Origin of the sequence: Erythrobacter sp. (assembly GCF_040217515.1) — a bacterium.
Lineage (GTDB): Bacteria > Pseudomonadota > Alphaproteobacteria > Sphingomonadales > Sphingomonadaceae > Erythrobacter.
The window spans coordinates 170,639-196,546 of record NZ_JAVJPT010000004.1; the positions used below are offsets into that span (position 1 = coordinate 170,639).

Consider the following 25,908-nt stretch of genomic DNA (forward strand, 5'->3'; position numbering starts at 1 on the left):
CACACGTGCAGACCATAACCCTGCCCAGCAAATGCGACCGCGCCGCGGCGAGCGCACTGGTCCCCGAAATGTGCGACGCGCTGGGAGACCATCCGGTCGCGGTCGATGCCGCCAAGGTCGAGCGCATCGGTCAGGCCATGCTCCAGCTGCTCGTCTCGGCCGCCCGCACCGAAGGCGGCATCGCGCTCACCAATCCGAGCGAGCCCTTCGCCGCAGCGGTCAGGCTAGCCGGGCTCGAACCGGTCCTCATCGAGGAGGCGGCGCAATGAACGAAGACGATATCCAGCAGATCTTCTTCGTCGAATGCGAAGAATCGCTCGAAGCCGCCGAGGCCGGGCTCGATGCCTGCCGCAAAGGCACGCATGACGACGAGACGATCAACGCGATCTTCCGCGCGGTCCATTCGGTGAAAGGAGGCGCGGGGGCATTCGGCCATCTCGCGATGCAGGCCTTCACCCATTGCTTCGAGAACCTGCTGGGGGAGATCCGCGAACACAGGGTCGAACTGACCCCGGCGCTGGTCGATCTCATGCTGGCCGCGCTCGACCTCTTGCGCGACCATGTCGATGCCGCGCAGAGCGGGAGCGATGCGCCCGACGACAGCGCACTGATCGCGCAGCTCGAAGCGGCGCAGGCAGGCGGCGCGGTGGATGCGGTACCATCACCGGCCGAGCCGGAGACATCGCAGGCGTCGGAGGCCGCCTCGCCTTCCGGCGGCTTCGACGATCTCGATGCCCTGCTCGACGAAATTACCGCCGATCCCCCTGCCGCGCCCGAGCCGCAGGCAGCGCAAGAAACAGCGGACGGGGCGCAGGAGGAAAGCGGTTGGCGCGTCCATGTCAGGCCCCATGCCGGTTCGATGGCGAACGGCAGCGAACCGCTCCTGTGGCTGCGCGAACTGGCCGAACTCGGCGGCACCTGCGAGGCGTGCGACGTCGATCCGCTTCCTCCGCTCGATCGGCTGAATGTGGAAGACGGCTATCTGGGATGGACGTTCCGGATGCCCGCGGGCGTCACCCGCGAACAGGTCGCGGACATCTTCGATTTCGCGGGCGACGACGTTTCGATCGCACAAGACGATGAGGGGATGCCGCCTCCCGTCCTGTCCGAAACCGAGGCGCAAAAGCCGCCCCGGGGCGAACCGCCCGTCCGCCCTGACGAGCGCGATACCGATAAGCCGGCACCCGCGCCGGGCGCGCCAACCCCTTCTCCCGCTCCGGCCGTGAGCGGGTCGCAATCGGTCCGCATCGACCTCAAGAAGCTCGACCGGCTGATCGACGGCGTGGGCGAGCTCGTGATCGCGCAGTCCATGCTCAACCAGCGCCTGTCGAACGAGAATGTCGCCCATATCGAGGAGCTCGCCCTGCTCGATACACTGGTGCGCGACATTCAGGAACACGCCATGGCCTTCCGCGCCCAGCCGATCAGCGCGGTCTTCGGGCGCGTGCCCCGGCTGCTGCGCGAACTGGCGGGCAAGACCGGCAAGCATGTCAAGCTGGAGGTAACGGGCGAGACGACCGAGCTCGACAAGACCGTGATCGAGCGCCTGTCCGAACCGATGACGCACCTCATCCGCAACGCGGTCGATCACGGGATCGAGCCGGCCGAGGATCGCCGCGCGGCGGGCAAGGACCCGGAAGGCACGCTCTCGCTGTCCGCCGAACAGAAGGCGGGCCGCATCGTCATCCGCATCGGCGACGACGGGCGCGGCATCGACCGCGAGAAGATCCGCGCAAAGGCCATCGCGAACGGGGTCATCGCCGAGGATGCGCAGCTTTCGGACGAGGAATGCTGCCAGCTCGTCTTCGCCCCCGGCCTTTCGACCGCCAAGGAGGTCTCGAACATTTCCGGCCGCGGTGTCGGCATGGACGTGGTCAAGCAGAACGTGAAGGACCTGGGCGGGCGCATCAACATCGAATCCGAGCCCGGCGTGGGCACGACCTTCGTCCTTGCCCTGCCGCTGACGCTGGCGATTTCCGACGGTATGATCGTCGAGGTCGGCGACCAGTCGCTGGTCATCCCGCTTACCCACGTGATCGAAAGCCTGCGACCGGCGGAAGGAGAAGTGAAGGGTCTCGGCACGGCGCGCCGCATGCTCAATGTGCGCGGGTCCTTCGTGCCGATCGTCCCGCTCGGCGCGATGACCGGCGCGAAAGGGTGGGAGAACGACCCGGGCAAGGGGGTGCTCGTCCTCGTCGAAACCGAAGGCAGCGGCCGCGCCGCGCTGCTGGTCGATGCGATCAGCGACCAGCGGCAATTCGTCATCAAGAGCCTCGATGCGCATTACCGCGCGGTCGACAGCGTGGCGGGCGCGACGATCATGGGCAACGGCCAGGTCGCGCTGATCGTGGATGTCGATTTCCTCGTCAAGTCCTGCGAGGCTCCCGTCCCGCCCGCACCCGCATCGCCCGAAATGGTCCGGGCGGCATGACACCGCAGCGCATTGCCGCCAATGGCAGCGCGGGCGGGGCCGATACCGCGCTGGTTCCCGGCATCAGTCCGATGGTCTATTCGCAAGGCGATTTCGAGCGCATCGCCGAGCTGGCGCGCATCGAGGCGGGCATCGTGCTGTCCGAGCGCAAGCGCATGCTCGCCTATTCGCGCCTCGCCCCGCTGGTGCGGCGCAGCGGCCATACCACATTCGAGGGCTATCTCGACCTGATCGAACAGGACCCGGCCGAGGCGATGAACGCGATCGCCGCGCTGACCACCAACCACACCTATTTCAACCGCGAGCCGCATCATTTCGAACATTTCGAAGCCGAAGTCCGCCCGGCCCTCGTCCGGCGCGCCGGTTCCGGAGGCCGCGTGCGCCTGTGGTCGGCCGGATGTTCGAGCGGCGAGGAAGTCTGGACGCTGATGATGGTCCTGCTGGGCGAGGACAGGGGCGCAGGCAAGCGAATTGCGCAGGGCGACGTGATCGCTTTGGCAAGCGACCTGTCGGGCCAGGCGCTCGCGAGTGCAAAAGCCGCGACCTATCCGGTCGAGGCGATCTCCGCCGTCCCCGACCGCCTTCGCCGCCACTGGACCATACCTGCGGCCCCTGCCGCTGCAAACGGTCCGGAACGGCTCGCGATCGGGCCGGAGGCGCGGGCAATGGTCCGCTTTCGCCAGCTCAACCTGCTCCGTCCCTGGCCCTTCCGCAGCCTGTTCGACGTGATCTTCTGCCGCAATGTGATGATTTATTTCGATGCCGCCGCCAAGGAACGGCTGGTCCTCGCCCTTGCCCGCCAGCTCGCCCCCGGCGGCTTTCTCTATATCGGCCATTCCGAACGCGTAGCGGGTTCGGCAAGCGAACTGATCGATCCCGTCGGCCCGACCATCTACCGGCGGAGGGCCGCATGAACGCGCCTGTGAACCCCGCACCCGCTGCGCCGCTTCGCGTCCTCGTCGTCGACGATTCGGCGGTCATGCGCGCGCTGCTCCAGCACCGCCTCACGCGCGAGGCGGATATCGAGGTCGTCGGCTCGGCCGCCAATGCGAACGAGGCGCGCCAGCTGATCAAGTCGCTCGACCCGGACGTGGTGACGCTCGACATCGAGATGCCGGGCATGGACGGCCTGTCCTTCCTCGAGAAGATCATGACCCTGCGCCCGACGCCGGTGATCATCGTCTCCAGCGCGACCGAGGCCGGGGCGAGCGCGACCGCGCGGGCGCTGCGCCTGGGTGCGGTGGATTGCTATGCCAAGTCCGAATTGCAGCGCGGGACCGGGCACGACGATCGCGGCGCGCTGGCCCGGATGGTCCGCGAAGCGGCTGCGGTCAGGCTCGGCCCCGCGCGCGGGGACGGGCACAGCGCCGACCGCTCGGCCGCGCCAGCTCGCGCAGCCGGTCACGACCCGGCGCAGCACGCGCGCCGGGCCCCTGCCCGGCCCGCGCCGCGCAGGGCCGCCGCCGCGCCCGATCTCATCACGATCGGTGCCTCGACCGGCGGGGTCGAAGCGCTCCACACCCTGCTCGCGCGGTTCCCGGAGGATTGCCCGCCGACCTTGATCGTGCAGCATGTCAATGCCTGCTTCGCACCCGCCATCGTCGAATCGCTCGGCCGGGTCGCGCGCCCGCGCGTCGTGCTCGGCGAAAGCGACCTGCCGCTTGCGCGCGGCACGGTCCTGCTCGCCCCCGGCGACGACAAGCACATGCTCGTCGCGAACGCGGGAGCGCGCGGGCTTCGCTGCGTCCTGCGCGCGGGCGAGCCGATGGCGGGCCACCGCCCGAGCGTCGACATGTTGTTCCGTTCGGCCGCCGATAAGGTGGGTGCGCGCGCCTGCGGCGTGCTGCTTACCGGCATGGGCCGCGACGGGGCCAAAGGCCTTGCCGCCATGCGTCGCGCGGGCGCCCACACGATCGCGCAGGACGAGGACAGCTGCGTCGTCTTCGGCATGCCCCGCGCCGCCATCGCACTTGGCGCGGCGCGCGAGGTCGTGCCGCTCGGCGAGGTCGCCGAGGCCCTGTTCACTCCAGAGGAGACCATCCGATGAGCGCCCCGCTCCCCCTTCCACCGACGGACCGCGCCCGGGCCGGCGCCATGGCCGAGCTGGAGGCACATGCCCCGGTCCGGCTCACTATCCTTCAGGGCCAGGCCAGGGCCAGTGCCGATCCCGCGCTCGAGATGGGTACCGTTCTCGGCAGCTGTGTTGCCACCTGTCTCTACGACCCGCGCGCAAGGGTCGGGGGGATGAACCATTTCCTCCTCGCGGAACCGCCCGAACACGCCGACCGCGCCGGCTTCGACCGCGATTACGGCCTTTTCCTGATGGAATTGCTGGTCAACGAGATGCTCCAGTTCGGCGCCAGCAAGGGCCGCATGAAAGGCCGTCTTTATGGCGGGGCGAACATAAATCCCGACCTTGCCCCGATCGGTTCGGCCAACGCCGCATTCGCGCGCGATTTCCTGCGCCGCGAGGGGATCGACCAGGTCCACGAGGACCTTGAGGGCCGCCATGCGCGGCGCATCCAGTTCCGCCCCGCATCGGGTCTGGTCCGCTGCCGCGTGGTCGCCCGCGATGCCGCACCTACGCAAAAACCACTGGCCCGTCCGCAATCGGCGATTGGGACGGTCGAGCTATTCTAGGACGAAAGGATCAGGACATGTCGCCAGCACACGCCACCCGGCCCGACCCCGGCCCCACTCCCGCCGAAACGCTCGCCCCCGCCGAAGATCCCGGCGGATCGATCCGCGTGCTGACGGTCGACGACAGCGCCTCCATGCGCGCGCTGTTGCTTGCCGCCCTGTCCTCGCGCGGGTTCGCGGTCGAACAGGCCGAGGACGGGCAGGAGGCGCTCGAATGGCTCGCCACCAACGAGGTCGATGTCATCATCACCGACATCAACATGCCGCGGCTCGACGGGTTCGGCCTGATCGAGAAACTGCGTGCGAGCGCGCTGCATGCCGATCGGCCGATCCTGGTGCTCACCACCGAAAGCTCGGACGAAAAGAAAAAGCGCGCCCGCAATGCCGGTGCGACGGGCTGGATCGTCAAGCCTTTCGACGCCGACAAGCTCACCACCGCGCTGCGCCGCGTCACCCACTGACACGCCGATGCCATTCGACACGACCTTCACGAGGGAACGGACAGACAGATGCGCTACGAACTGATCACTTTCGGAATAGCCGACCAGCGGTTCGGCATCGACATCATGACGATCCGCGAGATCCGCGCCTGGTCGCCGGTCACCCGCCTGCCGCGCGTGCCGGAATATGTCGCGGGTGTTGTCAATCTGCGCGGCGCGGTGCTGCCGGTGATCGACCTGTCGGTGCGGCTCGGCTGGAGCGCGACCGAATGCACCCCTCGCAACCCGATCATCGTGACCGAATTCCAGGGCCAGTCGCGCGGGCTGATCGTCCATGACGTCAACGACATCGTCTCGCTCGACGCGAACGAATTGCAGCAGCCCGATGCGGTGGAGAACGACTACATCACCAATTTCCTCGAAGGGGTCGCGCCGCTGGGCGATGACATGGTGATGGTCCTCGACCAGACCAAGCTGATGGCGAGCGACGAGCTGGACCTGGCCGCATGAGCGCGCCCTTCCCGCCCGGTATAAATCCCGCGATCGCGCAATCGCTGCGGCTCCTGGCGGGCGATACGGAGAGCATGGGGCTGGCCCTGTGCGGCGATCCCGACATCGCAGCGCGGCACATGGAGCAATTGCAGGCGATCGACCGGATTTCGCAATCGCTGCGCGAACTCGCCCGCGTGCTGGCCGCAGCCGACCCGCAGGAGGCGATCGGAGAGATCTGCCTCGGCGATCTGCGCGCAGCGCTGGAAGAGGCTTGTGCAGCCTGACCGGATCATGATCGCGCTGCACTCGCTCGCGCTCGGCTTTGCCCTCATCGTGGCGCTGGCCTGTCCGCGTCCGGGCGCCCCGGCGCTTCTGGTGCCGCTCGGTGCGGGCGGGATGGGCGCGGGAATGGACGATGCCATCGCCTGGGTGGAGCGCGAGGACGCGCGCTTTCTCGCGCTCGACACGGCAAGCGCACAGGTGATTGCACGGGTCCCCGACCATGCCAGCCTCTTGCGGGCGCTGGCGGCCGGGATCGTCCCCGTCGCAGCCGACGCGACCGGCTGCATCCAGCCAGAAAACGGAGAGGAATCGTGGAAGAACTGAACCGACTGCGCCTCCAGGGCGTGCAATTGCTGGCGGGGCTGTCCGCCCTGTGCAGCGCGCTCGTCGCAGGCTGGGCGCTTTACGGGGGTGCGCCGGCTTTCGCGCTCGCCGGCGGGGGTTTACTCGTCCTGCCGCTCTTCCTTGCCGCCACGCGCCGGGCCGATGCGGCGGCGCGCATCGCGCTGGGAGCGACCTTCCCGCTCTACGCCGCGCTGTTCCTCGCGCTGGCCAAGGGGTCGGGATGGATCATCGACTGGCACATGACCTTTTTCGCCTTCCTCGCCACGCTCGCCATCATGGCCGACTGGCGCGTGATCGCGGCGGCGACCGTGACCACGGCGGTTCACCACCTCGCGCTCAATTTCATCGCCCCGCTTTATGTCTTTCCGGACGGGAGCGATCTGATGCGGGTGCTGTTCCACGCCGTCATCGTTCTGGTCGAGGCGGGCGTGCTGGTCATGCTGTGCCTGAGGCTAGAGACGATGGTCACCGGCCTGATGCGCGCGCGCCGCGAACAGGCGCAGCAGGAGCAGCGGGCTGCGGCCGAGCGCGAGCGGATCGCGAACGAACAGAACGCAGTGCTCGCAGCGATGAGCGCGCGGCTCGAGGCGCTCGCAGCGGGCGATCTCGCGATGCGGCTCGACCACGCCTTTCCGGGCGACTACGACAGCGCGCGCGTCATGCTGAACAAGAGCTGCGCCGAACTCACCAAGCTGGTCGGCTCCGTCGCGGTCAATGCCGACATGGTCGCCACCGGCTCGCGCGAAATGCGCGAGGCATCGAACGATCTCGCCGCCAAGACCGAGGAGCAATCCGCCTCGATCGAGAATGTCGCACGCACCACCGCCGACCTGCTGCGCGAATTCAAGGAAACGTCCCAAGCCTGGAGCGAAACCCGCGCGACCGCGCTCGATGCCAAGGCCGATGCGGACCGCGGCAGCGCGGCGATCCAGGGCGCGGCCGAGGCGATGGAGCGGATCGAAGCCTCGTCCGCCCAGATCGGCGAGATGATCGCCTTTATCGATTCGATCGCCTTTCAGACCAACCTGCTCGCATTGAATGCCGGGGTCGAGGCCGCGCGTGCGGGCGAAGCGGGCAAGGGCTTCGCGGTTGTCGCGGGCGAAGTGCGCGAACTCGCCCAGCGATCGGGCGAAAGCGCGACCGCGATCAAGGAACTGATCCGCACCTCCAAGGCCGAAGTCACGACCGGGGTCGAACGGGTGCAGGAACTCGTCACGCTGCTGGGCGGCGTGGTCACCCGGTTCACAGAAATCGCCGAACGGATCGACGAAATCGCGGGCAAGTCGGACACCTCGCTCGCAGGGATCGAGCATATCAACGAGGCAATGGCCCTGCTCGAACGCGCGATGCAGCAGAACGCCGCCATGGCCGAACAGACCAGCGCCGCCTCGGCCCAGCTGATGCAGAGCGCGAGCGAATTGAAAAGCCACATCGCGAATTTCGATTACGCCGAGCCGGCTCCGGCCTCCGGCGAGGACAGCAAGGCATTGCGAGCGGCAGCCTGACGCGGACCGGCTCCTAACCGTGCGCGCAGCGCGGCCGGACAAACACGTCGAATAGAGGAAGGAACGAACCCGACATGGCGCACAGACCACTGCAAGAACGCCTCGAATTCTACGGCATCGAACGGCAGGACCCGGCCTACAGGGCGATCACTCGCGCGATCTCGCGGCGGATGGATCGGGCGCTCGACGATTTCTATGCCGAGATTTCTTCGCGCGACGAGCTCGCTGCCAAATTCGACGATTCCACGATGATGGAACGCGCCCGCCGCGCCCAAGCGCAGCACTGGCGCAGCGTGTTCGAGAACGGAGTGAGCGATGCCTTCCGCGACCGCGCCGCGCATATCGGGGCTGTCCACGCGCGGATCGGGCTCGAACCGAAATATTATGTCGGCAGTTATGCCCGCATCCTCGACGATCTCGTGCAGGAAATCATCGCGCCCGGCTGGAAGCGGTTCCTGCCCTGGAAACGCGCCGAAGCCCGCCGGGTCACGGCGCTGCTCAAAGTCTCGCTGCTCGATATCGAGATCGCGCTTTCATCCTATTTCTTCGACATCAAGGGCAAGGTCAGCGCACTCAACGAAGTCCTCGGCTCCGCGCTCGAGCAACTCGCTGCGGGCAAGCTCGATCTCGACCGGGTTGAATTGCCTGTCGAATACGCCCAGGTTGCAGCCGATTTCAATTCGACCGTCGCCGCCTTGCTCGACACGATCACCGCTGTCGTCGAGGGTGTCGATGCGATCACCATCGGTTCGAGTGAGATCCGCAGCGCCGCCGACGATCTCTCGCGCAGGACCGAGGAACAAGCCGCCAATCTCGAAGAAACCGCCGCCGCCGTTGCGCAGACGACGCAGCGCGTCATGGCCACCAGCGAGACGACCGGCAAGGCGCGCGTGACGATCGAGGACACCAACGCCAAGGCGGACGACGGATCGAAGATCGTCGCCGAAGCGGTCACGGCAATGGACCAGATCGAAAGCTCGAGCCAGGAAATCACCAACATCATCTCGGTGATCGATTCGATCGCCTTCCAGACCAATCTGCTTGCGCTGAATGCCGGGGTCGAGGCGGCCCGAGCGGGCGAAACGGGCAAGGGCTTCGCCGTGGTTGCGAGCGAGGTCCGCGCGCTCGCGCAGCGCTGCGCCGATGCGGCGGACGAGGTCAAATCGCTGATCACCGTCAGCAACGGCCACGTCTCGTCCGGGGTCGACCTCGTCAAGCGCAGCGGCGAAGCCTTCGCCGCGATCACGCAGGGCGTCGCCGAACTGTCGGACGCGATGCAGGAAATCGCAGCCTCGACCGAGGTCCAGGCCGAAAGTCTCGCCCAGATCAACACGGTCGTCGCCGATCTCGACCAGTCGACCCAGCGCAATGCCGCCATGGCCGAGCAATGCACCGCCGCCGCAGGCTCGCTTGCGGGCGAAGCGGAGAAGCTCGGGCTCACGGTTGCGCAATTCGATGTCGGCGCTCGCCGCGGCGGCGCGGCGGAGCTGGCCGAAACGGGTGATATGCCGCAGGAGGCGCGCCCGGTCCTCGCCGCCTGACTGCCTGCTCGCCCCTGCCCCTTACCAACCCTATCCCCTTGCCGCATCGCCTGCGCAGGCGGCGCGATGCGGCCTGCCGCCCGGTGAAGGAACCGGAAACCCGTGACCCTTCGCGGGGTCGTCGCAGGGTGATCCTGCACGGCCGCGCGGAGGGTTTCGCGCCCCTGCAGCGTCAAGCCCGTGTCCCGCGTGCGCATGCGACAATTCGCGACGCGGCGAGACGTGACAGGGCCGGACCCGTCCGGCATCCTGTCAGGAAGAACGGGCTCAGGCCCCCGCGCAGGAAAGGGCAAGGCAGGCATGACCAGGCGAAGCATAGCTCTTAATCGGTTCGGTTACGGCCTGCGCTGGCGCGGCACCTTGGCCCGATCGGCAGGCGCGGGCGAGGGAAAGGCCGAAGCCGAGCTCGCCGAGCAAATCGACCGCTTCGATCCCGCCCCGCCCGCGATCGCCGCGCGCGAGGATAGCTCGGGCCGGGCGGGCGACATCCTCGAAGCACTCCGCCGCTACCGCATGATGCGCGAGCGCGCAGGCGATCCGGCCGATGCGATGATGATGAGCCCGCAGGCGGGGGACGGCTCGATGGGCCGGGGCCCGCTCGCCGACCTGCCGCCCGATATACGCCGGGCCTATCTCGACGGAGGCAAAATCCTTCGCCGCGACATCGCCATCCGGGTTAACACCGCCGTGCGCAGCGAAACCCCATTCGTCGAGCGGCTGGTGCATTTCTGGTCGAACCATTTCAGCGTCTCGGTAGCCAAGCCGGGAACCCATCACCAGGTCGGCAATCACGAATTCGCCGCGATCCGGCCGCTTGTCCTGGGCAAATTCCCGGACCTGCTCAAGGCCGCCGTGCTGCATCCGGCCATGCTGCTTTATCTCGACCAGTTCCAGTCGATCGGGCCGGGATCGCGTTTCCAGCAATTCGCCCGCCGCAGGACCGGCGGTGGGCGCGAGCGCGGGCTCAATGAAAACCTCGCGCGCGAAATCCTCGAACTGCACACGCTCGGGGTCGATGGCGGCTATTCTCAGGGCGACGTGACCGAATTCGCCCGCGCCCTGACAGGCTGGACTATATCGGGCCTGCGCCGGGTCGATCGCTTCGCCGAGCGGCAGCCGGGCGGGGCCGCCTTTGTCCGCTTCGCGCACGAGCCCGGCACACGTCGCATCATGGGCAGGCCCTATGCCGAGGGCGGGCCGGAACAGGCACTTGCCGTGCTCGACGACCTTGCCGCCCACCCCGCGACCGCGCGCCATGTCGCGACCAAGCTCGCGCGGCATTTCGCGGGCGATGTTCCCCCGCCGTCCCTCGTCGCCCGGCTGGAGCGGGATTTCCTCGAAACCGGCGGCGATCTCGCGAGCCTTGCGCGAACGCTTTACCGTTCGCCCGAGACATGGGTCGGCGATCCCACCAAGTATCGCGCCCCGTTCGAATGGCTCGTCTCGGTGCTGCGCCTGACGGGGGTAGATGAGCTTGACGACAGGCGCATCGCGGGCGCGCTGCGCGAACTGGGGCAATTGCCCTGGCGCGCGCCCTCGCCGGCCGGATATGACGATCTCGCCGCCAGCTGGGCCGGGCCCGATGCGCTTGTGCGCCGGGTGGAACTCGCCGAACGAATCGCGCGCAATGTGCCCGCGGGCGATGTCATGGCGCGCGCCGAGACGGCCTTTCCCGGCACGCTCAGCGACAATACGAGACGCTGGCTCTCCCGCGCGGAAAGCGGGCGGCAGGCGCTCGGCCTGCTGCTGGTGGCACCCGAAATGATGCGGAGGTGACGGACATGGGACACAGGACGGCCGAGACGATCGCCAATTCGATGGATCGCCGCTCGGTGCTTGCCGGATCGCTGGCGCTGGGCTCAGCGAGCCTGGCATGGCCGCGCATGGCTTTCGCAAGCGCTCCCGGGAGCCGCAACCTGCTCTTCGTGCTGCTGCGCGGCGCGGCGGACGGGCTTGCCATGCTCGCGCCGGTGGGGGACCCCGGCTTCGCCCCCTTACGCGAGCGTGCGCTGCCCGATTATGCTGCGGCGCGCCGGGCCGACGGGTTCTTCGCGATCCATCCCGCGCTCGACGCGGTCGGCGCCGCTTATGAACGCGGTGAGGCCCTGTTCGTGCATGCCGCGGCGACCGCCTATCGCGAGCGGTCGCATTTCGACGGTCAGAACCTCATCGAAACCGGGGGCGCTGTGCCCTATGGAACGAAAGACGGCTGGGTGAACCGGCTGGTCGCCCTCGCGGGTGATGCGCTGGGCGCGCCGCCGAGCGCGCTCGCCATCGCACCGACCATGCCGCTCGCCCTGCGAGGGGCTGCGCCTGCCTCCACCTACGCGCCTTCCGCCCTTCCGCAGGCGAGCGGCGATTTCATGGACCGGGTCGCGAAGCTTTATGCGGGTGACGAACAACTGGCCCGGCTGTGGACGCAGGCGATGGAAACGCGCGCCATGGCCGCGGGCAGCGAGCTGAAGAACCTGCGCGATGCCCGCGCTGCTGGCGAGCTCGCCGCTTCGCTGATGCGCGAGGAGGAGGGCGCGCGGATCGCGATGATCGAGCTGGGCGGGTGGGACAGCCATGCCAACCAGCCCGGCCAGTTCAATCGCGCCGCGCGCCAGCTCGACACGCTGCTCGGTGCCTACCGCGCGGCGATGGGCGGGGCCTGGGACCGCACGCTGGTGCTTGTCGCGACCGAATTCGGTCGCACGGCGCGTTTCAACGGAACGAACGGGACCGATCACGGAACCGCGGGCGCGGCAATCGCCATGGGCGGCGCGGTGGCGGGGCGGCGGGTGATCGCCGACTGGCCCGGCCTGTCCGAAAGCGCGCTTTACGAAGGGCGCGACCTTGCCCCGACCATCGCGCTCGAGAGCGTGCTAGCAGGCGCAGCGGCGGAGCATTTCGGGCTGGACCCCAAGTCCGCCATGGCGCGCCTCTTCCCGGGCCGCAGCGCGCCGCCGCTTGCAGGGCTCGTGCGCGGCTGAAGCGCGCCTATTCGGCCGGCTGCGCGCGGCTGCCGGGCGCGAGGGTCCGGCCCGCAGCGCGGTGAAGCAGGGTAAAGACAAGCGCCGCCGCGCCGAGCGGCAGGAAGAAATGCAGCAGTCGCCACGCGCTCATCGCGGGAATCAGCGCGTCTACGGGTGCGAACGGCGCGAAGAGGAGCAGGAAAGCCGCCTCCGCACCTCCCGCTCCGCCCGGTGTCGGGACGAGCGAGCTGATCGACTGCACCAGATATTGCAGCAGCCAGTAGAGCGCCGGGTGCCACTCGACCCCGAAGGCTGCCAGCACCAGCCCCGCGACCGAAAAGCGCACCCCCCATTGCAGCGCGGCGAGCGTGAGATTGACCAGCGCGATGGCCTTGCCCCGACGCCACGCGGCCGCCCAATCGCCCGTCACCTGCGCGAGAAAATCGCGCACGCGTCGACCGGCCCGCGCCGCCCAGCGCCTCACCCTGCTGCCGAGCAGCCCGCCCGCCACCACCAGCGCGAGCAGGGCCAGCGCGGCGAGGCTCAACAGGAGCGCGAGGCTCGCCGTGCGCACCGTCATGTCAATCCGCTCCAGCAGGGCCGGATCGGAGCTCAGGAATTCCAGCATCGCAAAGCCCGAAAAGCCGAGGCACAGCAGGACGAGCCCGCCCATCACGACCATGTCCTCGGCCGCCTGAAACGAGATCAGCGTCACTGCGCGGCGGGATTCGACACCTGCCCCGACCAGGAAAAGCAGCTTGATCGGCATGCCCCCGGTGGCCGAGGGAGTGACCGAATTGGTCACCATAGTGCCGGTAATCACCTTGAGGGCGCCGGAAAAGCCGAGGCCGAGCCCCAGGAACCGGCTCCAGATCGAAAGGCGCGCGGCATTGGCGAGCATCGGCACGAAGGCCAGGAGGGCGGCAAGGGCGAGCAATTCTCCCCGGGCGATGGCGCGCGAAAGATCGACCCCGGCCAGCGACCAGACCAGCACCGCGACATTGGCGAGCGCGACGAGCGGCAGGACATAAAGCGCGATACGCAAAGTGCGCTGCGGGACCGCGGCACGCAGCTGGGCGAACCGTCCGCTCGCCGCGCCCGGCGCGGTCGAACCGGACCCGGGAAAATCCCCAGTCTCTTCCGGGGAGAGACCCGGGTTGTCCTCGGGAAAATGCAGTTCGGGCGGCGTCTCGTGGGTCAAGAGTAGTTCAGCGCTCGCTTCAACCGGCCGCGGATCAATCCTGCGCGGCGTTCGTCGCGTGCCTTTAACGCTTCGGCATATTCCACATCAATCAATTGTTCGAAGGTCTGCGGCCAGCGATTGTGCCTGGCGGAGAGGGCGAGAGCGGCGGCGCGGGTCCTGGCATAATCCTCGCGCCAGATGCGCACGACATTCTCGGCCATGACCTTGGGATCGTCGACGGGTCCGAGCAGGCCGGTGCCCTCGGGCACGCGTTCGGGCATGGCCCCGCTCGCCACGCCCACCACCGGAAGGCCGGAGGCCTGCGCCTCGAGCACCGAAATGCCGAAAGTCTCGTCCGCCATGCCCGTGACATAGATGTCCGAGGAAGCGAGCGCTGTGGCGAGCGCCTCGCGGTCGGTCTCGTAACCCGGGAAAGCGACCGGAAGGCCTTTCGCCTCCTCCATCAATGTCTCGCGCAGCTTGCCGTCGCCCATCAGGACCATCGCCGCGCCCATTTCGCGCGGGAGCTGCCGGAACATCTCGGTCAGGACATAGGCGCGCTTTTCGTTGTCGAGCCGGCCGGCATAGATCAGCAGCGGGCCGTCCGTGTCCGGCAGGCCCAGTTTGGCGCGGAAACCGGGGTCGCGCCGCGCGGGCGAGAAACGCTCGGCGTCGACACCCAGACCGAGCACGCCCGTATTGCGATAGCCGAGCCGCCCCAGCATCGCCTGCGCCTCGCGGTTGAGGGTGTAGACGCGGTCGAAGCGATGATAGGTCATCCAAGCGTAGAAATAGGCGACCTGCTTGAAGAAATTCGCCGGGTGATGGCCCGCAAGGTCATGCATCACCCGGTAAACCTGAGAATTGGGAAAATCCGTGCGATAGCCCGCGACCAGCGCGGTGTCGGGAAAGCGCAGCCGGTGGCGGATCGCGATCCACGGCAGGACCCAGGGGCACAGGCTCTCGATGATGTCGGGCCGGTATTCGCGCAGCAGGGCAAAGACCGCGTCATTGCGGCTGATCCAGCGATAGTTCGGGCTGCCCCAGACCTGACCCGAGCCCACTTCGGCAAAGATGGTGCGGCCTTCCACCGTGATGCGGTCTTCGGGTCCGGGCACGATCTGGAGCAGCCGGTGCTCGCGATTGTCCTGAAAATACTTTCTCTTCTCGCGCAGATAGGTCGAAATGCCGCCTCCCCCGGTCGGTGACCAGCTTTGGGTGAGATCGCACACGAGAAGGTTTTCGGACATGGTCGCGCTTCCGAAAGGGCCGAGCGCGAGGCAAGGCCCGGCAAGGGGCCGGGAGCCTTGGCTGCATGCCTCTCGGCACGCGCAACGTCCCCGGCGAGATTGTTATCCGGCCCCCATGCCCGCCCTCCATGTCGCAGCCGTGACCTTTCGGTTAAGCCGCCATTGCATTTCGCTGACCGGCAATTGGACCGGTTCTGACAGGTTGGTCACATCACGCGCCCAGCACCCCGTGCCGGCAGCAGATCGGCCCTAGTCGAGCCCCTCGATCAGCCGCTCGTCCAGCCCGTCGCCATACAGGACCGAGACATCGCCCGTCGTCTCAAGCACGACGGCATGAATTCTCGAAAAGTCGGTCGCGTTCGACATGCGCAGCTTTTCGAGAATGTCGCTTTTCGTCACCCGCGTCGCCTCCATTGCAGGCCAGCGAAACTCGCCGCCGCGCATCAGGATGACCGGATGGTTCTGCACCAGGCTCTCGAACCGCTTCGATCGCATCCGCGCCTTGTTCATCAGCCATTGCAGCGCGAACAGGCTCATCATGCCAAGCAGCGCCTGGGCGAAACCGCTCCATTCGCTGGAGCGCGCCGCCCCCGAAAGCAGGCTGCCGAGCGCGATGGTCATGACGAAGTCGAAATTCGACATCTTCGACAGCGAGCGCAAACCGTTCAGGCGGATGAGTACCGTGACCCACAAAAGCCCGGCCGCGCCGAGGATCAGCCCGCGCAAGGCGAGATCGTATTCGGGTGCTTCGACAAACATGCACTCTCTCCCTTCTCCGTTCCAACGGGAGAAGGGGGCGCGGTATCCGGCTTACCGGTCCATGATGGCCGGCGCGCTGGGAACCGTGCCTGCATCGCGGATTGCACGCGGTTCGTTGGCGAGGATGCCGACCACCTGCGTCCATACCGCGACGTTCTGGCGCAATTGCGCGGGATCGATCTTGTCGAGCGTGTCGTCGGGCGTGTGGTGCAGGTCGAAATAGCGCGTCCCGTCCTGCTGAAGGTCGATCAGCGCGCCTTCCTGGTCGCGCACGATGTTGAGATCCGCGCCGCCGGTCGCGACCACGGCCGAATCCGCGACACCGAACCGCGCGACGGCTTTGGCGAGCTTCGTATGGAGACCGGGATTGGTCCGGCGGAAATTGCTCTCGAACCGCCAGATCCGGTCTGCGCCGAAATCGCTTTCGAGCCCGACGGCGATAGGCTCGTCGATATGCGCCTCGCTGTAGGCTTTCGAGCCCCACAGCCCCGTCTCCTCGGCCCCCGCCATCAGCACCCGGATGGTGCGCAAGGGCGTGCCCGTGCGCGCGACGTTCAGCGCTGCAGCCGTGATGATTCCGCAACCGGCCCCGTCGTCGAAAGCGCCCGGCGCATTCCACCAGCTGTCGATGTGGCAGGCGAGCAGGACGGGCGGGAGATCGGGTTTGCGCCCGACGATCTCGCCGACGACATTGCCGCTCATCGTCGTGCCGATGCGGCGCGGATTGAGTTCGAGGCGGAGCGTGATCGGCCTGCCTTCGGCGCGCTCGAACATCCGCTCGAGATTCTCCGCATCGGGTACGGACATCGCTGCGGCCGGGATCGGATCGACGCCTTCGGGAAAGCTGGTTCCCCCGGTGTGCGGGTTGCGGTGATGATCCGTGCCGACGGCCTTGATCACCGTCGCGACCGCGCCCTTGCTCGCGGCAATCCCAGCGCCGACCCAGCGCGCGGGGCCGGCAAAACCGTAATGCGACCCGTCCATCGCCGGGCGCATCTGGTGGCTGACATAGGCGATCTTGCCCGCAAGGCTCCCCGCCGGGGCGGCCCGCAGGTCATCGACGCTGGGGAAGAACACCACTTCGCCCTCTATCCCGCCTTCTGCCGTCGCAGCGCTGTTGCCGAGCGGCTGGACGATCAGCTCCTGTGCGAAAGGTGCGGTGATGCGGGCCTTCCACACATCGCCCGGCACCCAGGTGTCCATTGCGAAAGGCTCGCTGGCGACATTGGCGAAGCCGTGTGCGCGCAGCCAGTCCATCGCCCATTCTCGCCCTCGGCGCTCGGCCTCGGTCCCGGCCTGCCTGGGGCCGACCTCGGTCGTCAGTCCTTCGACGAAATCCCAGGCGAGCGTGTCATTCTCCAGGGCCTCGGAAGCGGCGACGGCGAGGTCGACGTGACCGCCCGGCGCATCGGCTTGCGATTGTGCCGAAAGCGGCGCGGCGAGGCACAGGGCGGCGGCGAGCGGAAGCAGTGTCTTGGTCATGGCGCAAGGCTGCTAGGGCGAGGCGCACGGCCTGTCCAGCGCCACTTGCCCGACAGGGCCGCTCCGCCTATTTGCACGGACAAGTTTCCCACTCCGACCTGATCCGAAGGACCCTTCCGATGGCCGCGCAATACGCCTTCGTCATGAAGAACATGACCAAGAGCTTTCCCGGTGCTCCCAAGCCGGTGCTCTCCAACATCAACCTGCAGTTCTACCAGGGCGCGAAGATCGGCATTGTCGGCCCCAACGGCGCGGGCAAGTCGACCCTGATGAAGATCATGGCCGGGATCGACACCGATTTCAGCGGCGAGGCATGGCCGGGCGAGAACATCACGGTCGGCTATCTCCCGCAGGAACCCGAACTCGACCCGACCAAGACCGTGCTCGAAAACGTGCGCGACGGGGCGCGCGAAACCGCCGAGCTGGTCGAGGAGTTCAACGCCGTTTCCGCGCAGATGGCCGAACCCGACGCCGATTTCGATGTGCTGGGCGACAAGATGGCCGAGCTCCAGGCGAAGATCGACGCGGTCGATGGCTGGACGCTCGACAACCAGCTCGAAATCGCGATGGAGGCGCTGCGCTGCCCGCCCTCCGACATGGGCGTTGAAAGCCTGTCAGGCGGGGAGAAACGCCGCGTTGCGCTGACCCGGCTGCTGATCCAGAAGCCTTCGATCCTGCTGCTGGACGAGCCGACCAACCACTTGGATGCCGAAAGCGTCACCTGGCTCGAAAACCACCTGAAAGAGTATGCCGGCGCGGTGCTGATGATCACCCACGACCGCTACTTCCTCGACAATGTGGTGGAATGGATCCTCGAACTCGATCGCGGCTCCTATTATCCGTATGAAGGCAATTACTCGACCTATCTGGAAAAGAAGGCCAAGCGCCTCGAACAGGAAGCGCGTGAGGAAAGCGGCCGCCAGAAACAGCTTTCGCGCGAGCTCGAATGGATCCGCCAGACGCCGTCCGCGCGCCAGACCAAGTCGAAGGCGCGCATCCGCAAGTTCGAGGAGCTTCAGAACTCGCAGGACGGGCGCAAGCCGGGCAAGGCGCAGATCGTCATCCAGGTGCCCGAACGGCTCGGCAGCAAGGTGATCGAGGCGAACAACATCTCGAAAGCCTATGGCGACAAGCTGTTGTTCGAGAACCTGTCGTTCAAGCTGCCGCCTGGGGGGATCGTGGGCGTGATCGGGCCGAACGGCGCGGGCAAGTCGACCCTGTTCAAGATGATCACCGGGCAGGAAGAACCCGACAGCGGCTCGATCGAGATCGGCGACACGGTGCATCTCGGCTATGTCGACCAGAGCCGCGACGATCTCACGCCGTCGAACAATGTCTGGGAGGAGATCTCCGACGGGCTCGACTACATGAAGGTCAACGGCCACGACGTCTCGACGCGGGCTTATGTCGGCGCGTTCAATTTCAAGGGGCAGGACCAGCAGAAGAATGTCGGCAAGCTGTCTGGCGGCGAACGCAACCGCGTCCACATGGCGAAGATGCTCAAACAGGGCGGCAACGTCCTGCTGCTGGACGAGCCGACCAACGACCTCGACGTCGAAACGCTGGGCGCGCTCGAAGACGCGATCGAGAACTTCGCGGGCTGCGCGGTGGTGATCTCGCACGACCGCTTCTTCCTCGACCGCCTCGCCACGCACATCCTCGCCTTCGAGGGCAATTCCCACGTCGAATGGTTCGAGGGGAATTTCGAGGCGTATGAGGAGGACAAGCGGCGCCGGCTCGGCGATGCGGCGGATCGGCCTACGCGGCTGGCGTATAAGAAGCTGACGCGGTGAAGGACGCTTAGCCGACGGCGTTATACGGCGAGGCCAGTCTAGCCCCTAGTGAGCGAAGGATAACTCTTGCGATCTCATGAGTAAGCAACGTCCCAAAGTCATTTGTCATCACCCCGTTGAAAAACGTGCCGAAGGTGGCGAAAACATTGTCGAAGTGGTCGTTCCTGGCCTTCTCAGGGGCACGGCGCTTCGAACCTTGCCGGACGAGTTGCATCATTTGGATGACATGGCATAACGTGTAGCGCCAGACAAATTGGTTATATCTGTAAGGAGGCGGAAAAATGTGCACACCTCCAAATTGTGTAACCTGCATATAGTCAGCCAAGTCGGTCGTCAGGGCCAATATCTTTTGTCGAGTTTCACTCTTTAGAGAGCGTCCGGCTCTAAGTTCCTTTAGCTCGTGCCCCTCAAAATTCGATACCAACTCGGCCAACGCATCACTTTGATCGCCGATCGCTTGCTGCGTATTCTTTGATCGTTCGAGCGCCCAACCCCTTCGTTGCTCAAGTTGCGCAAGGCACCACGAGTCTCCCTTGGAAGCTCGCCCAATTGCTTCGGTGAAAGCCGGAAAGGACCGCGTTTGCTGCTTATCTATGAAGGCGTTAGCCATGCCCGCTCCTCGAGGGTCTATACGACTAATCCTCTTATTCCCTTTGAGTATCACGACCTGATTGGGATAGCGCGACAGCACGCGGAATGACGAGAATATCGCTTCATTTTTACGCGGGCGGAATACCTCAACTATCGTGTGCTCGGGAAGCACGGCCATATTCTCTAGCGATTCTCCGAGGAACGTCGCAAACTCTAGGCTCTCAAGACAGTTTGTATCGACAATGACCCGCACGGGCGGATATTAGCGAAGGCCGCTGAGAATTGCGAACCCTTGAATGTTCAAATTTGCCCATGCAACTTTGGTATTCCCGGCAACGGTTTATTTCCCCCTCACCCCCGCATCCGCCTGAGCAGCATTTCGTTTATCGTGCCAAGGTCGTCCTCCGACACCACCGGCTCGATCCGGCCGAGGAAGCCCGCCAGCGCGGCGGCCTTGTTGAACAGGAATTCGTCCTTCTCGCCCTTCAGCACGGTCTGGTAATTCAGTTGCAGATTCATCTGGATCCAGCCCGCCTTGCATTCGACATACTTCACCGCGAGGAAATAGGCCGCGTCCTCGTCGTCCTCGATGTCGGCGAGCCCGCTTTTCATCCGGTCGGCCTGTTCGATCAGGAATTCGGCGATGATCGCTTTCTGGTCCGCGTCGATCGTGTCGGTGAAATTCAGCCCTGCGACGATGCGGTCGGGATCGAGAATACCCCTCGCCCTCTCGATCGTGGACGGATCGTGCAGGGACGTGTCGTGGATGGACATGCGGCCTCTCCTTATGTGTTCGCGCCTGCTTTCCTGCAGGCGAAGGGGTGAAGGCGGGGATCGCGCGTCCCTCGTATTGCCCCCTAGCCGGGCCAGCCGCGCCGGGCTTCGCACGCGGCACGGCGAATGTTAGGGCCTGCGGCCATGGCCACCCGCCTGATCCTCCACGGCCGCGTCCAGGGCGTGTTCTACCGCGACTGGACCGTGAGCACCGCGCGCGGGCTCGGGCTTGCGGGGTGGGTGCGCAACCTTCCCGACGGCACGGTCGAGGCGCACCTTGAAGGCGAGGCGGAGACGGTCGAGGCCATGATCGGGCGGATGCAGGACGGCCCGCCTCGCGCACGGGTCGAGCGGATCGAGCGCAAAGACGCCGCGCCCGAAGGGTTTTCCCGCTTCGAGCGGCGCTGACGCGGCTTCCCGCTCGTGCCCGTGCGGCGCGGCGGATTTCCTACTTCGGGCGCGCCGCGTATGATCGCCGGTGGCTTTGCCGCCCGCTCCTTCCCATCGTCCGCCCGTTGTCCGCCCGTCGCCCGCCCGTCGTCCGCGCTGGATTGCACCGCCCTGCCCCGCCGCGCCTGCGCGGTATCATCCCGGGGTCCGGTCGAGGCGAAAAGGCCTCCCTCCCCCTGTCCGTCCGCTTGGTCTTTCCCGGCCCATCCCCCTGATTCAAAATACCAAATCAACCGCCGGAAAAGGTGACAGGGTGTCACCTTTGTAACCTTTTTCGGCGCCGCCGGACCCGTTTTTCCGACCCACCCCCGGCAAGCCGCTGGCCCTTCCCGCCCCGCAGGTGCTATCATCGTCCCCCCACACAGCAGGAACGCCGCCATGAAGCAGCTTATCTACCGCTCACAGCCCTTCGGCTTCGATTCTGCCATGCTGGCCGGCATCCTCAGCGCGGCGCGGCGCAACAACCGGGCGAACGGCATCACCGGGGCGCTGATCTGCCGACAGGACATGTATATCCAGCTGGTCGAAGGCCCGGACGAGGCGATCGACGCGCTTTATCAGCGCATCCTCGCCGATGACCGGCACACCGAGGTGAAGCTAGCCATGTCGGCCGAAGTCGAGGAGAGGATGGTTCCCGAATGGGACATGCTCGACGACACCAATCCCTCGATGACCTTTTCCAAGGACGAGGTCGAGGACGGGGCGATCGACCGCGCCAGTCCCGAGGCGCTGCAGGCCCTGTTCCGCCGGATTGCCGAAAAGGCGCGCGCCGCTGGCGCAGCGACTTGAGGCCGCCACCGGGTCCGCTCCGCACAACGCCCCTCGTCGCTTCGCTGCCCCATCCTGCCCCGCGCATGGTGGCGTGCATGAAACGCAAGCCCTAGCTCGCTGCCATGCCCGACCTGCCCAGGCAATTGCGCAAGAACCGCCTCTGGCCGCTCGCCGCATTCCTCGCCGTCGCAGCGCTCGGCTGGGGCGCGCATGCCGCGATCGGCGGGGTCTATTCGGGGGCCGAGGCGCGCCAGCTGCTCGAGGCGCTCAGCCGCGCGGGCCTCTATCTCGGATCGGCCATCGTCACCGGCTCGGCCACCACGCTCGCCCTGATGCTGACCATGGTCGGGATGATCGACCGGCTGGAAACCGAATTCAACCGCGAAGCCTACGAGAACGTCAACATGGTGGCCAAGCTCGCGACCGGATCGCTGCTCCTCGCCCTGATCGTTCTGCTCGCCTTCACCCTGCCGGTCGGCGAATTCGAGGACATGCCCGAACGCTGGTTCCAGGTCCTCTACGACGCGCTGTTCGCGGGTGCGGTGGCGATGGTGGGCATGATGGCGGCGACGGTGGTGATGATCTACCTCACCCTGCGCCGAGTGCTGGCGGCGGTCACGCCGGGCGACCAGTTCTGAAGGCCGCGTGGCAGGCCGAAATGGACAGAGCGCTGTGTTAACGCCTTTCTAACCAACGACCCCGCATTTTTCCAAAGGGCCGCACAAAAGGGGGCGCATATGGCAGGGAACCATTCCGGCGGAGAAGCCGCGTTCTTCGCAATCGATCCGGCTGCGGGGCTGGTCTCGGCGATCGCGCTCGCGCTAGGGCTCACCGTCCTCGCCCTGCTTCGCCAGCCGATGGCCCACGCGCCTCTCGGCAGAGCGGGCGGATCGATCGAGGCGCTGTTCGACAGACGCCGCTTCGAGCGCGCATGTCGCCCGGCCGGTCCGCACGCGGAGAGTCCGCTGCGCCGCACCGCCGTGCTCGAGGCGCGGGTCGAGCGGCTCGACGTGCCCGGCCCGGTCATGGGACGGCGGGCGCGCGAGGAAGCAAGGCAGGCCGTCGCCCGGGTGATGCGCGCCGGACTGCGACGCACCGATGAGTTGCGCACGATCCGGGGCGACGGCTTCGTGATCGTCCTTGACGATGCGCGCGAGGCCGATGCGGCAGGGGTCGCCCGGCGGCTGCGCCGGGCGCTGGCAGATGCGCGCATTCCCGGCGTGGGTGGGCCGATCCGGGTGGCGGCGCGCTTCGGCGTGGCAGAAGGGCGCTCGGGCGAAAGCATCGCCGCGACACGCGAACGGGCGGCAAGTGCGCTCGAGGCGGCGCATCGCGCCGGCGAAGATTGCGTCGTAACCGCAAGCGAGATCGAGGAGGTGCTATTCCTGCCTCCGCCCGCTCCGGGCCGCGATACCGCCACGATGAAAGCAGCCTGAGGGGCACGCACCAGCGGTCAGGGCGAGAGCCAGCGTCCCTGCCAAGCAGCGTCCGCGCCGCGCTCGAAGCCGGCCCGGACATGGCCCGTATGCGCCAGGTAGAGCCAGTCGAGGCTTTCGATCTCGACCATCAGGATGGCGAAATTCGGCCTCGCCGCAGTGAGTTGTTCGTCGGTCGGCTCGACCCCCTCGAACTCGCTCGGCAAGCCGGAGGTCGGTCCATCGGCGGGCGTGCCCGGCCCCTCGCCGAGATAGCAGCGCCGGGCGAAATTGCTGCCGTTCGCCCATGCCTGTTCGGTGACGGGCGCATCGGCCAGCACCCTCGCACTCCCGCGCGCACGGATCTGGATCTTCGCGCCCTTGTCGTAAAACAGCACCGCCGCGCGCGGATCGGCGGCGAAAGCGGCTGCCTTGGGCGCGCGGGTATCGGTGTGGAAGCGCAGGGTGAAGGCGGCGCTGTCGAAGGCGCGAAGGACCATGATGCGCGCATCGACATCGCCGCTGACGACGGCCGGGGTGTGCATCGGCGACTTGCGATCGCGCGCGGCCCTTACGAGGCGGGCGGTGAGGTCGGAGCGGACATCGTCGAGATTGTCGAACATGGATGCCACCCTGTGCGCGCTTGGCAGGGCGGGATCAACCGGCTGCGACCGATTTCATGTCAACATGCCGAAAGCTGAACGGGAGCGCGCGGCAATGGTTCAGGCAGCCGACAGGGCGAATGGGCTAACCAAGCCCTATCACTCATGCCGTGTGTGGTGGGGCGGCTTAACTGGAGGCACACATGGACATCACCCGATTGATGCGAGGAACCGCGCTATCGGCGCTCGCCCTGGCTCTCGCCGCCCTTGCAGCACCCGGCCCCGCTGCCGCAACCACTGCCGCTGCCGAGGCGTCGGGCGCGAGCGAGATGCAGCCGCGCGGCGAACGGCGCGCGGCCCGCAGGGAGGCGCGCACCCAGCGCCGTGCCGCCCGCGGCCAGGCGCGCTCACGCACGAAATCGCAGGCGCGATCGCGAGCCGGGGCACGGCAGCGTGCCCAAGCCCGGACACGCGCGCGTGCAACCGAGAGGCAGCGGGCCGGCAGGGCGCGCGCTTCGCAGGCTCGCAGCGAACGCCGCGAAGCGCGCCGCCAGGTCCGTCGCCAGCGTCCGGCCGTCGTCCGGTCGTCACGTCCGGAGCGCGCGCGTCCCGAGCGGGTGCAACCTCGCCGGGAAGGCGCACGCCGCGCCTCGCGCGATCGCCGGCCTAGGGCCGGGCGCCCATCCCGCGACCGGCTCGAACAACGCACCGAGCGGCGCATCCGCCGGGGTGAACGCCGCGCCGACCGGCTCGACAGGCAGCGCCGAAGCGAGCGACGCGTGGATCGCACCGACCGAGCCCGCGACCGCCGCGCAGAGCGGCGAACCGAGCGCCGCGCCGGGCGCAGGGCGGAACGCCGAACGGAACGGCGGGTGGATCGCAGGGCGGATCGCCGGGCCGTGCGCAGGGCGGATCGCCGACGCGACTTTCGCCGGGATCGGCGGCGCGATTTCCGCCGTGAGATCCGCCGCGATCGTCGCGCTGCCTTCCGCAGCGGGGTACGGGCCGAACGGCGCGCCAATTTCCGGCGCTGGGATCGGCGGTGGCGCGACAATCGCCGCTTCGGCTGGCGCAATTATCGCCGCACGCATCGCCAGCGTTTCCGGCTCGGTCGCTATTACGCCCCGTTCCGCGCCCATCGCTATAACCGCCTGCAGGTCGGCTGGTTTCTCGACAGCCTGTTCTTCCAGCCGCGCTTCTTCATCAACGACCCGTGGGCCTATCGCCTGCCGCCCGCCTATGGCCCCTATCGCTGGGTGCGCTATTACGACGACGTGATGCTGGTCGATGTCTATACCGGCGAGGTCGTCGACGTGATCTACGACTTCTTCTGGTAAACGAGCCGCGACCGCCGATGCCCATTCCTTGCCCCCGGCCCCGTTCGCGGGGGCGGGGGCGGGGGCTTGGGTGTATCCTTGCACCTGATCGCGCGGCTGATAGACACTCGCTTCCATGCCAAAGAACCCCGCAATTCCCGACCAGGACGCGCTGCGCCGCATCGGCGCGCAAGTGACGAAACGCCTCGATACCGATCCCGGCATCTACCGGATCGACACCGACAAGGCGGACCTGTTCGCGGTCGGCGATTTCCTGACTCCCGCCGAATGCCAGCGCCTGTGCCTGATGATCGACGAGGTCGCCCGCCCTTCGAGCCTGCACGAGCAGGGCTATGACAGCGGCTTTCGCACCTCATATTCGGGCGATCTCGATCCGCATGACAGCTTCGTGAAGGGCATTTCACGCCGGATCGACGACCTGCTCGGCCTCAATCCCGTCACCGGCGAGGCGATCCAGGGCCAGCGCTACCTGCCCGGCCAGCAGTTCAAGCCCCACAATGACTGGTTCTACACCTCCGAAGGCTACTGGCCGATCGAACGCAAGCGCGGCGGGCAGAGGAGCTGGACGGCAATGGTCTTCCTCAACGATGTCGAGGAAGGCGGCCACACCCATTTCACCGAGATCGGCATTTCGATCGAGCCCAAGCCCGGCGTGCTGCTGGCCTGGAACAATGCCGATCACGACGGCGCGCCCAACGAATTGACCAAACATGCCGGTACGCCCGTGGGCAAGGGCGTGAAATACATCATCACCAAGTGGTATCGCACCCGCCGCTGGCGGTAGGAGAGCGGGAACAAGAACGCCCCGTGTGCGAGTCCCGGCTTGGGCTGGGACCCTGGGGCGGATTTGCGCGAGGTCGCATGATCT

At 67.0% G+C, this 25,908-nt stretch carries 27 protein-coding genes; 20 read left to right on the top strand and 7 right to left on the bottom strand.

The window, feature by feature from the left end; all coding sequences use genetic code 11:
* The first annotated feature begins 5 nt into the window (after window positions 1–5).
* The 13 genes from RIB52_RS04785 to RIB52_RS04845 all read left to right on the top strand — a co-directional run bounded on the left by RIB52_RS04785 (window position 6) and on the right by RIB52_RS04845 (window position 12,651).
* Entirely contained in the window at window positions 6–269 is a 264-nt protein-coding gene (locus tag RIB52_RS04785; protein ID WP_350173465.1) for an STAS domain-containing protein, read from the top strand.
* Window positions 266–2,431, top strand: coding sequence for a chemotaxis protein CheA (locus RIB52_RS04790; protein ID WP_350173467.1), 2,166 nt, complete (start codon window positions 266–268; stop codon window positions 2,429–2,431). The genes RIB52_RS04785 and RIB52_RS04790 overlap by 4 nt, the downstream gene beginning before the upstream one ends.
* Window positions 2,428–3,345, top strand: a complete 918-nt coding sequence (locus tag RIB52_RS04795) for a CheR family methyltransferase (protein ID WP_350173469.1) — start codon at window positions 2,428–2,430, stop codon at window positions 3,343–3,345. Before RIB52_RS04790 ends, RIB52_RS04795 begins: the two co-directional genes overlap by 4 nt.
* A complete protein-coding gene (locus RIB52_RS04800) occupies window positions 3,342–4,478 on the top strand; it encodes a protein-glutamate methylesterase/protein-glutamine glutaminase (RefSeq protein WP_350173471.1) in 1,137 nt (378 codons plus the stop codon). The genes RIB52_RS04795 and RIB52_RS04800 overlap by 4 nt, the downstream gene beginning before the upstream one ends.
* Entirely contained in the window at window positions 4,475–5,071 is a 597-nt protein-coding gene (locus RIB52_RS04805) for a chemotaxis protein CheD (protein ID WP_350173473.1), read from the top strand. The genes RIB52_RS04800 and RIB52_RS04805 overlap by 4 nt, the downstream gene beginning before the upstream one ends.
* 101 nt (window positions 5,072–5,172) lie before the next feature.
* Window positions 5,173–5,532: a response regulator gene (locus RIB52_RS04810; protein ID WP_350173877.1), complete on the top strand. Its 360-nt coding sequence runs from the start codon at window positions 5,173–5,175 to the stop codon at window positions 5,530–5,532.
* A 48-nt stretch (window positions 5,533–5,580) separates the two neighbouring features.
* Complete coding sequence (locus tag RIB52_RS04815) at window positions 5,581–6,021, top strand: chemotaxis protein CheW (RefSeq protein ID WP_350173475.1); 441 nt, start codon at window positions 5,581–5,583, stop codon at window positions 6,019–6,021.
* Window positions 6,018–6,287 (top strand): hypothetical protein, encoded by a 270-nt coding sequence (locus RIB52_RS04820; protein WP_350173477.1) that lies wholly within the window; start codon window positions 6,018–6,020, stop codon window positions 6,285–6,287. The genes RIB52_RS04815 and RIB52_RS04820 overlap by 4 nt, the downstream gene beginning before the upstream one ends.
* Window positions 6,288–6,294: 7 nt before the next feature.
* Window positions 6,295–6,609 carry a hypothetical protein gene (locus RIB52_RS04825; protein WP_350173479.1) on the top strand — a complete coding sequence of 105 codons (315 nt, stop codon included), beginning with the start codon at window positions 6,295–6,297 and terminating at the stop codon, window positions 6,607–6,609.
* Complete coding sequence (locus tag RIB52_RS04830) at window positions 6,597–8,135, top strand: methyl-accepting chemotaxis protein (RefSeq protein ID WP_350173481.1); 1,539 nt, start codon at window positions 6,597–6,599, stop codon at window positions 8,133–8,135. Before RIB52_RS04825 ends, RIB52_RS04830 begins: the two co-directional genes overlap by 13 nt.
* Before the next feature lie 74 nt (window positions 8,136–8,209).
* On the top strand, window positions 8,210–9,676 hold the full coding sequence (locus RIB52_RS04835; RefSeq protein ID WP_350173483.1) for a methyl-accepting chemotaxis protein: 1,467 nt from the start codon (window positions 8,210–8,212) through the stop codon (window positions 9,674–9,676).
* 300 nt (window positions 9,677–9,976) lie between these two features.
* A complete protein-coding gene (locus RIB52_RS04840) occupies window positions 9,977–11,452 on the top strand; it encodes a DUF1800 domain-containing protein (RefSeq protein ID WP_350173485.1) in 1,476 nt (491 codons plus the stop codon).
* A gap of 5 nt (window positions 11,453–11,457) precedes the next feature.
* Window positions 11,458–12,651 (top strand): DUF1501 domain-containing protein, encoded by a 1,194-nt coding sequence (locus RIB52_RS04845; RefSeq protein ID WP_350173487.1) that lies wholly within the window; start codon window positions 11,458–11,460, stop codon window positions 12,649–12,651.
* Window positions 12,652–12,658: 7 nt separating this feature from the next.
* Here the strand turns inward: RIB52_RS04845 and RIB52_RS04850 are convergent, their stop codons facing one another.
* The 4 genes from RIB52_RS04850 to RIB52_RS04865 all read right to left on the bottom strand — a co-directional run bounded on the left by RIB52_RS04850 (window position 12,659) and on the right by RIB52_RS04865 (window position 17,307).
* Window positions 12,659–13,834 (bottom strand): flippase-like domain-containing protein, encoded by a 1,176-nt coding sequence (locus RIB52_RS04850; protein ID WP_350173489.1) that lies wholly within the window; start codon window positions 13,832–13,834, stop codon window positions 12,659–12,661.
* A complete protein-coding gene (locus RIB52_RS04855; protein WP_350173491.1) occupies window positions 13,831–15,066 on the bottom strand; it encodes a glycosyltransferase in 1,236 nt (411 codons plus the stop codon). Before RIB52_RS04855 ends, RIB52_RS04850 begins: the two co-directional genes overlap by 4 nt.
* 249 nt (window positions 15,067–15,315) lie before the next feature.
* Window positions 15,316–15,825, bottom strand: a complete 510-nt coding sequence (locus RIB52_RS04860; protein WP_350173493.1) for a DUF421 domain-containing protein — start codon at window positions 15,823–15,825, stop codon at window positions 15,316–15,318.
* A gap of 51 nt (window positions 15,826–15,876) precedes the next feature.
* Window positions 15,877–17,307: a M28 family peptidase gene (locus RIB52_RS04865; protein ID WP_350173495.1), complete on the bottom strand. Its 1,431-nt coding sequence runs from the start codon at window positions 17,305–17,307 to the stop codon at window positions 15,877–15,879.
* Window positions 17,308–17,426: 119 nt separating this feature from the next.
* Between RIB52_RS04865 and ettA the strand changes: the two genes are divergently transcribed.
* Entirely contained in the window at window positions 17,427–19,100 is a 1,674-nt protein-coding gene (gene ettA, locus RIB52_RS04870) for an energy-dependent translational throttle protein EttA (RefSeq protein ID WP_350173497.1), read from the top strand.
* Between the two features lie 7 nt (window positions 19,101–19,107).
* Here ettA and RIB52_RS04875 read toward each other — a convergent pair whose 3' ends face one another.
* The gene (locus RIB52_RS04875) at window positions 19,108–19,869 is read right to left on the bottom strand and encodes a hypothetical protein (protein ID WP_350173499.1); all 762 of its coding nucleotides are present in this window, start codon (window positions 19,867–19,869) and stop codon (window positions 19,108–19,110) included.
* 173 nt (window positions 19,870–20,042) lie between these two features.
* Window positions 20,043–20,465 (bottom strand): hypothetical protein, encoded by a 423-nt coding sequence (locus tag RIB52_RS04880; protein ID WP_350173501.1) that lies wholly within the window; start codon window positions 20,463–20,465, stop codon window positions 20,043–20,045.
* Window positions 20,466–20,609: 144 nt separating this feature from the next.
* On the opposite strand from RIB52_RS04880, the gene RIB52_RS04885 reads away from it, so the two are divergent.
* From RIB52_RS04885 to RIB52_RS04900, 4 genes are all read left to right on the top strand, one after another.
* Window positions 20,610–20,873: an acylphosphatase gene (locus RIB52_RS04885; RefSeq protein WP_350173503.1), complete on the top strand. Its 264-nt coding sequence runs from the start codon at window positions 20,610–20,612 to the stop codon at window positions 20,871–20,873.
* A gap of 420 nt (window positions 20,874–21,293) precedes the next feature.
* Complete coding sequence (locus RIB52_RS04890) at window positions 21,294–21,704, top strand: BLUF domain-containing protein (RefSeq protein WP_350173505.1); 411 nt, start codon at window positions 21,294–21,296, stop codon at window positions 21,702–21,704.
* A gap of 104 nt (window positions 21,705–21,808) precedes the next feature.
* On the top strand, window positions 21,809–22,324 hold the full coding sequence (locus tag RIB52_RS04895) for a hypothetical protein (RefSeq protein ID WP_350173507.1): 516 nt from the start codon (window positions 21,809–21,811) through the stop codon (window positions 22,322–22,324).
* A 99-nt stretch (window positions 22,325–22,423) separates the two neighbouring features.
* A complete protein-coding gene (locus RIB52_RS04900) occupies window positions 22,424–23,122 on the top strand; it encodes a GGDEF domain-containing protein (RefSeq protein WP_350173509.1) in 699 nt (232 codons plus the stop codon).
* Between the two features lie 17 nt (window positions 23,123–23,139).
* Here RIB52_RS04900 and RIB52_RS04905 read toward each other — a convergent pair whose 3' ends face one another.
* Complete coding sequence (locus tag RIB52_RS04905; RefSeq protein ID WP_350173511.1) at window positions 23,140–23,724, bottom strand: pyridoxamine 5'-phosphate oxidase family protein; 585 nt, start codon at window positions 23,722–23,724, stop codon at window positions 23,140–23,142.
* Between the two features lie 851 nt (window positions 23,725–24,575).
* Here RIB52_RS04905 and RIB52_RS04910 point away from each other — a divergent pair.
* Complete coding sequence (locus tag RIB52_RS04910) at window positions 24,576–25,040, top strand: RcnB family protein (RefSeq protein ID WP_350173513.1); 465 nt, start codon at window positions 24,576–24,578, stop codon at window positions 25,038–25,040.
* A gap of 115 nt (window positions 25,041–25,155) precedes the next feature.
* Entirely contained in the window at window positions 25,156–25,824 is a 669-nt protein-coding gene (locus RIB52_RS04915) for a prolyl hydroxylase family protein (protein ID WP_350173515.1), read from the top strand.
* The last annotated feature ends 84 nt before the right edge of the window (window positions 25,825–25,908 follow it).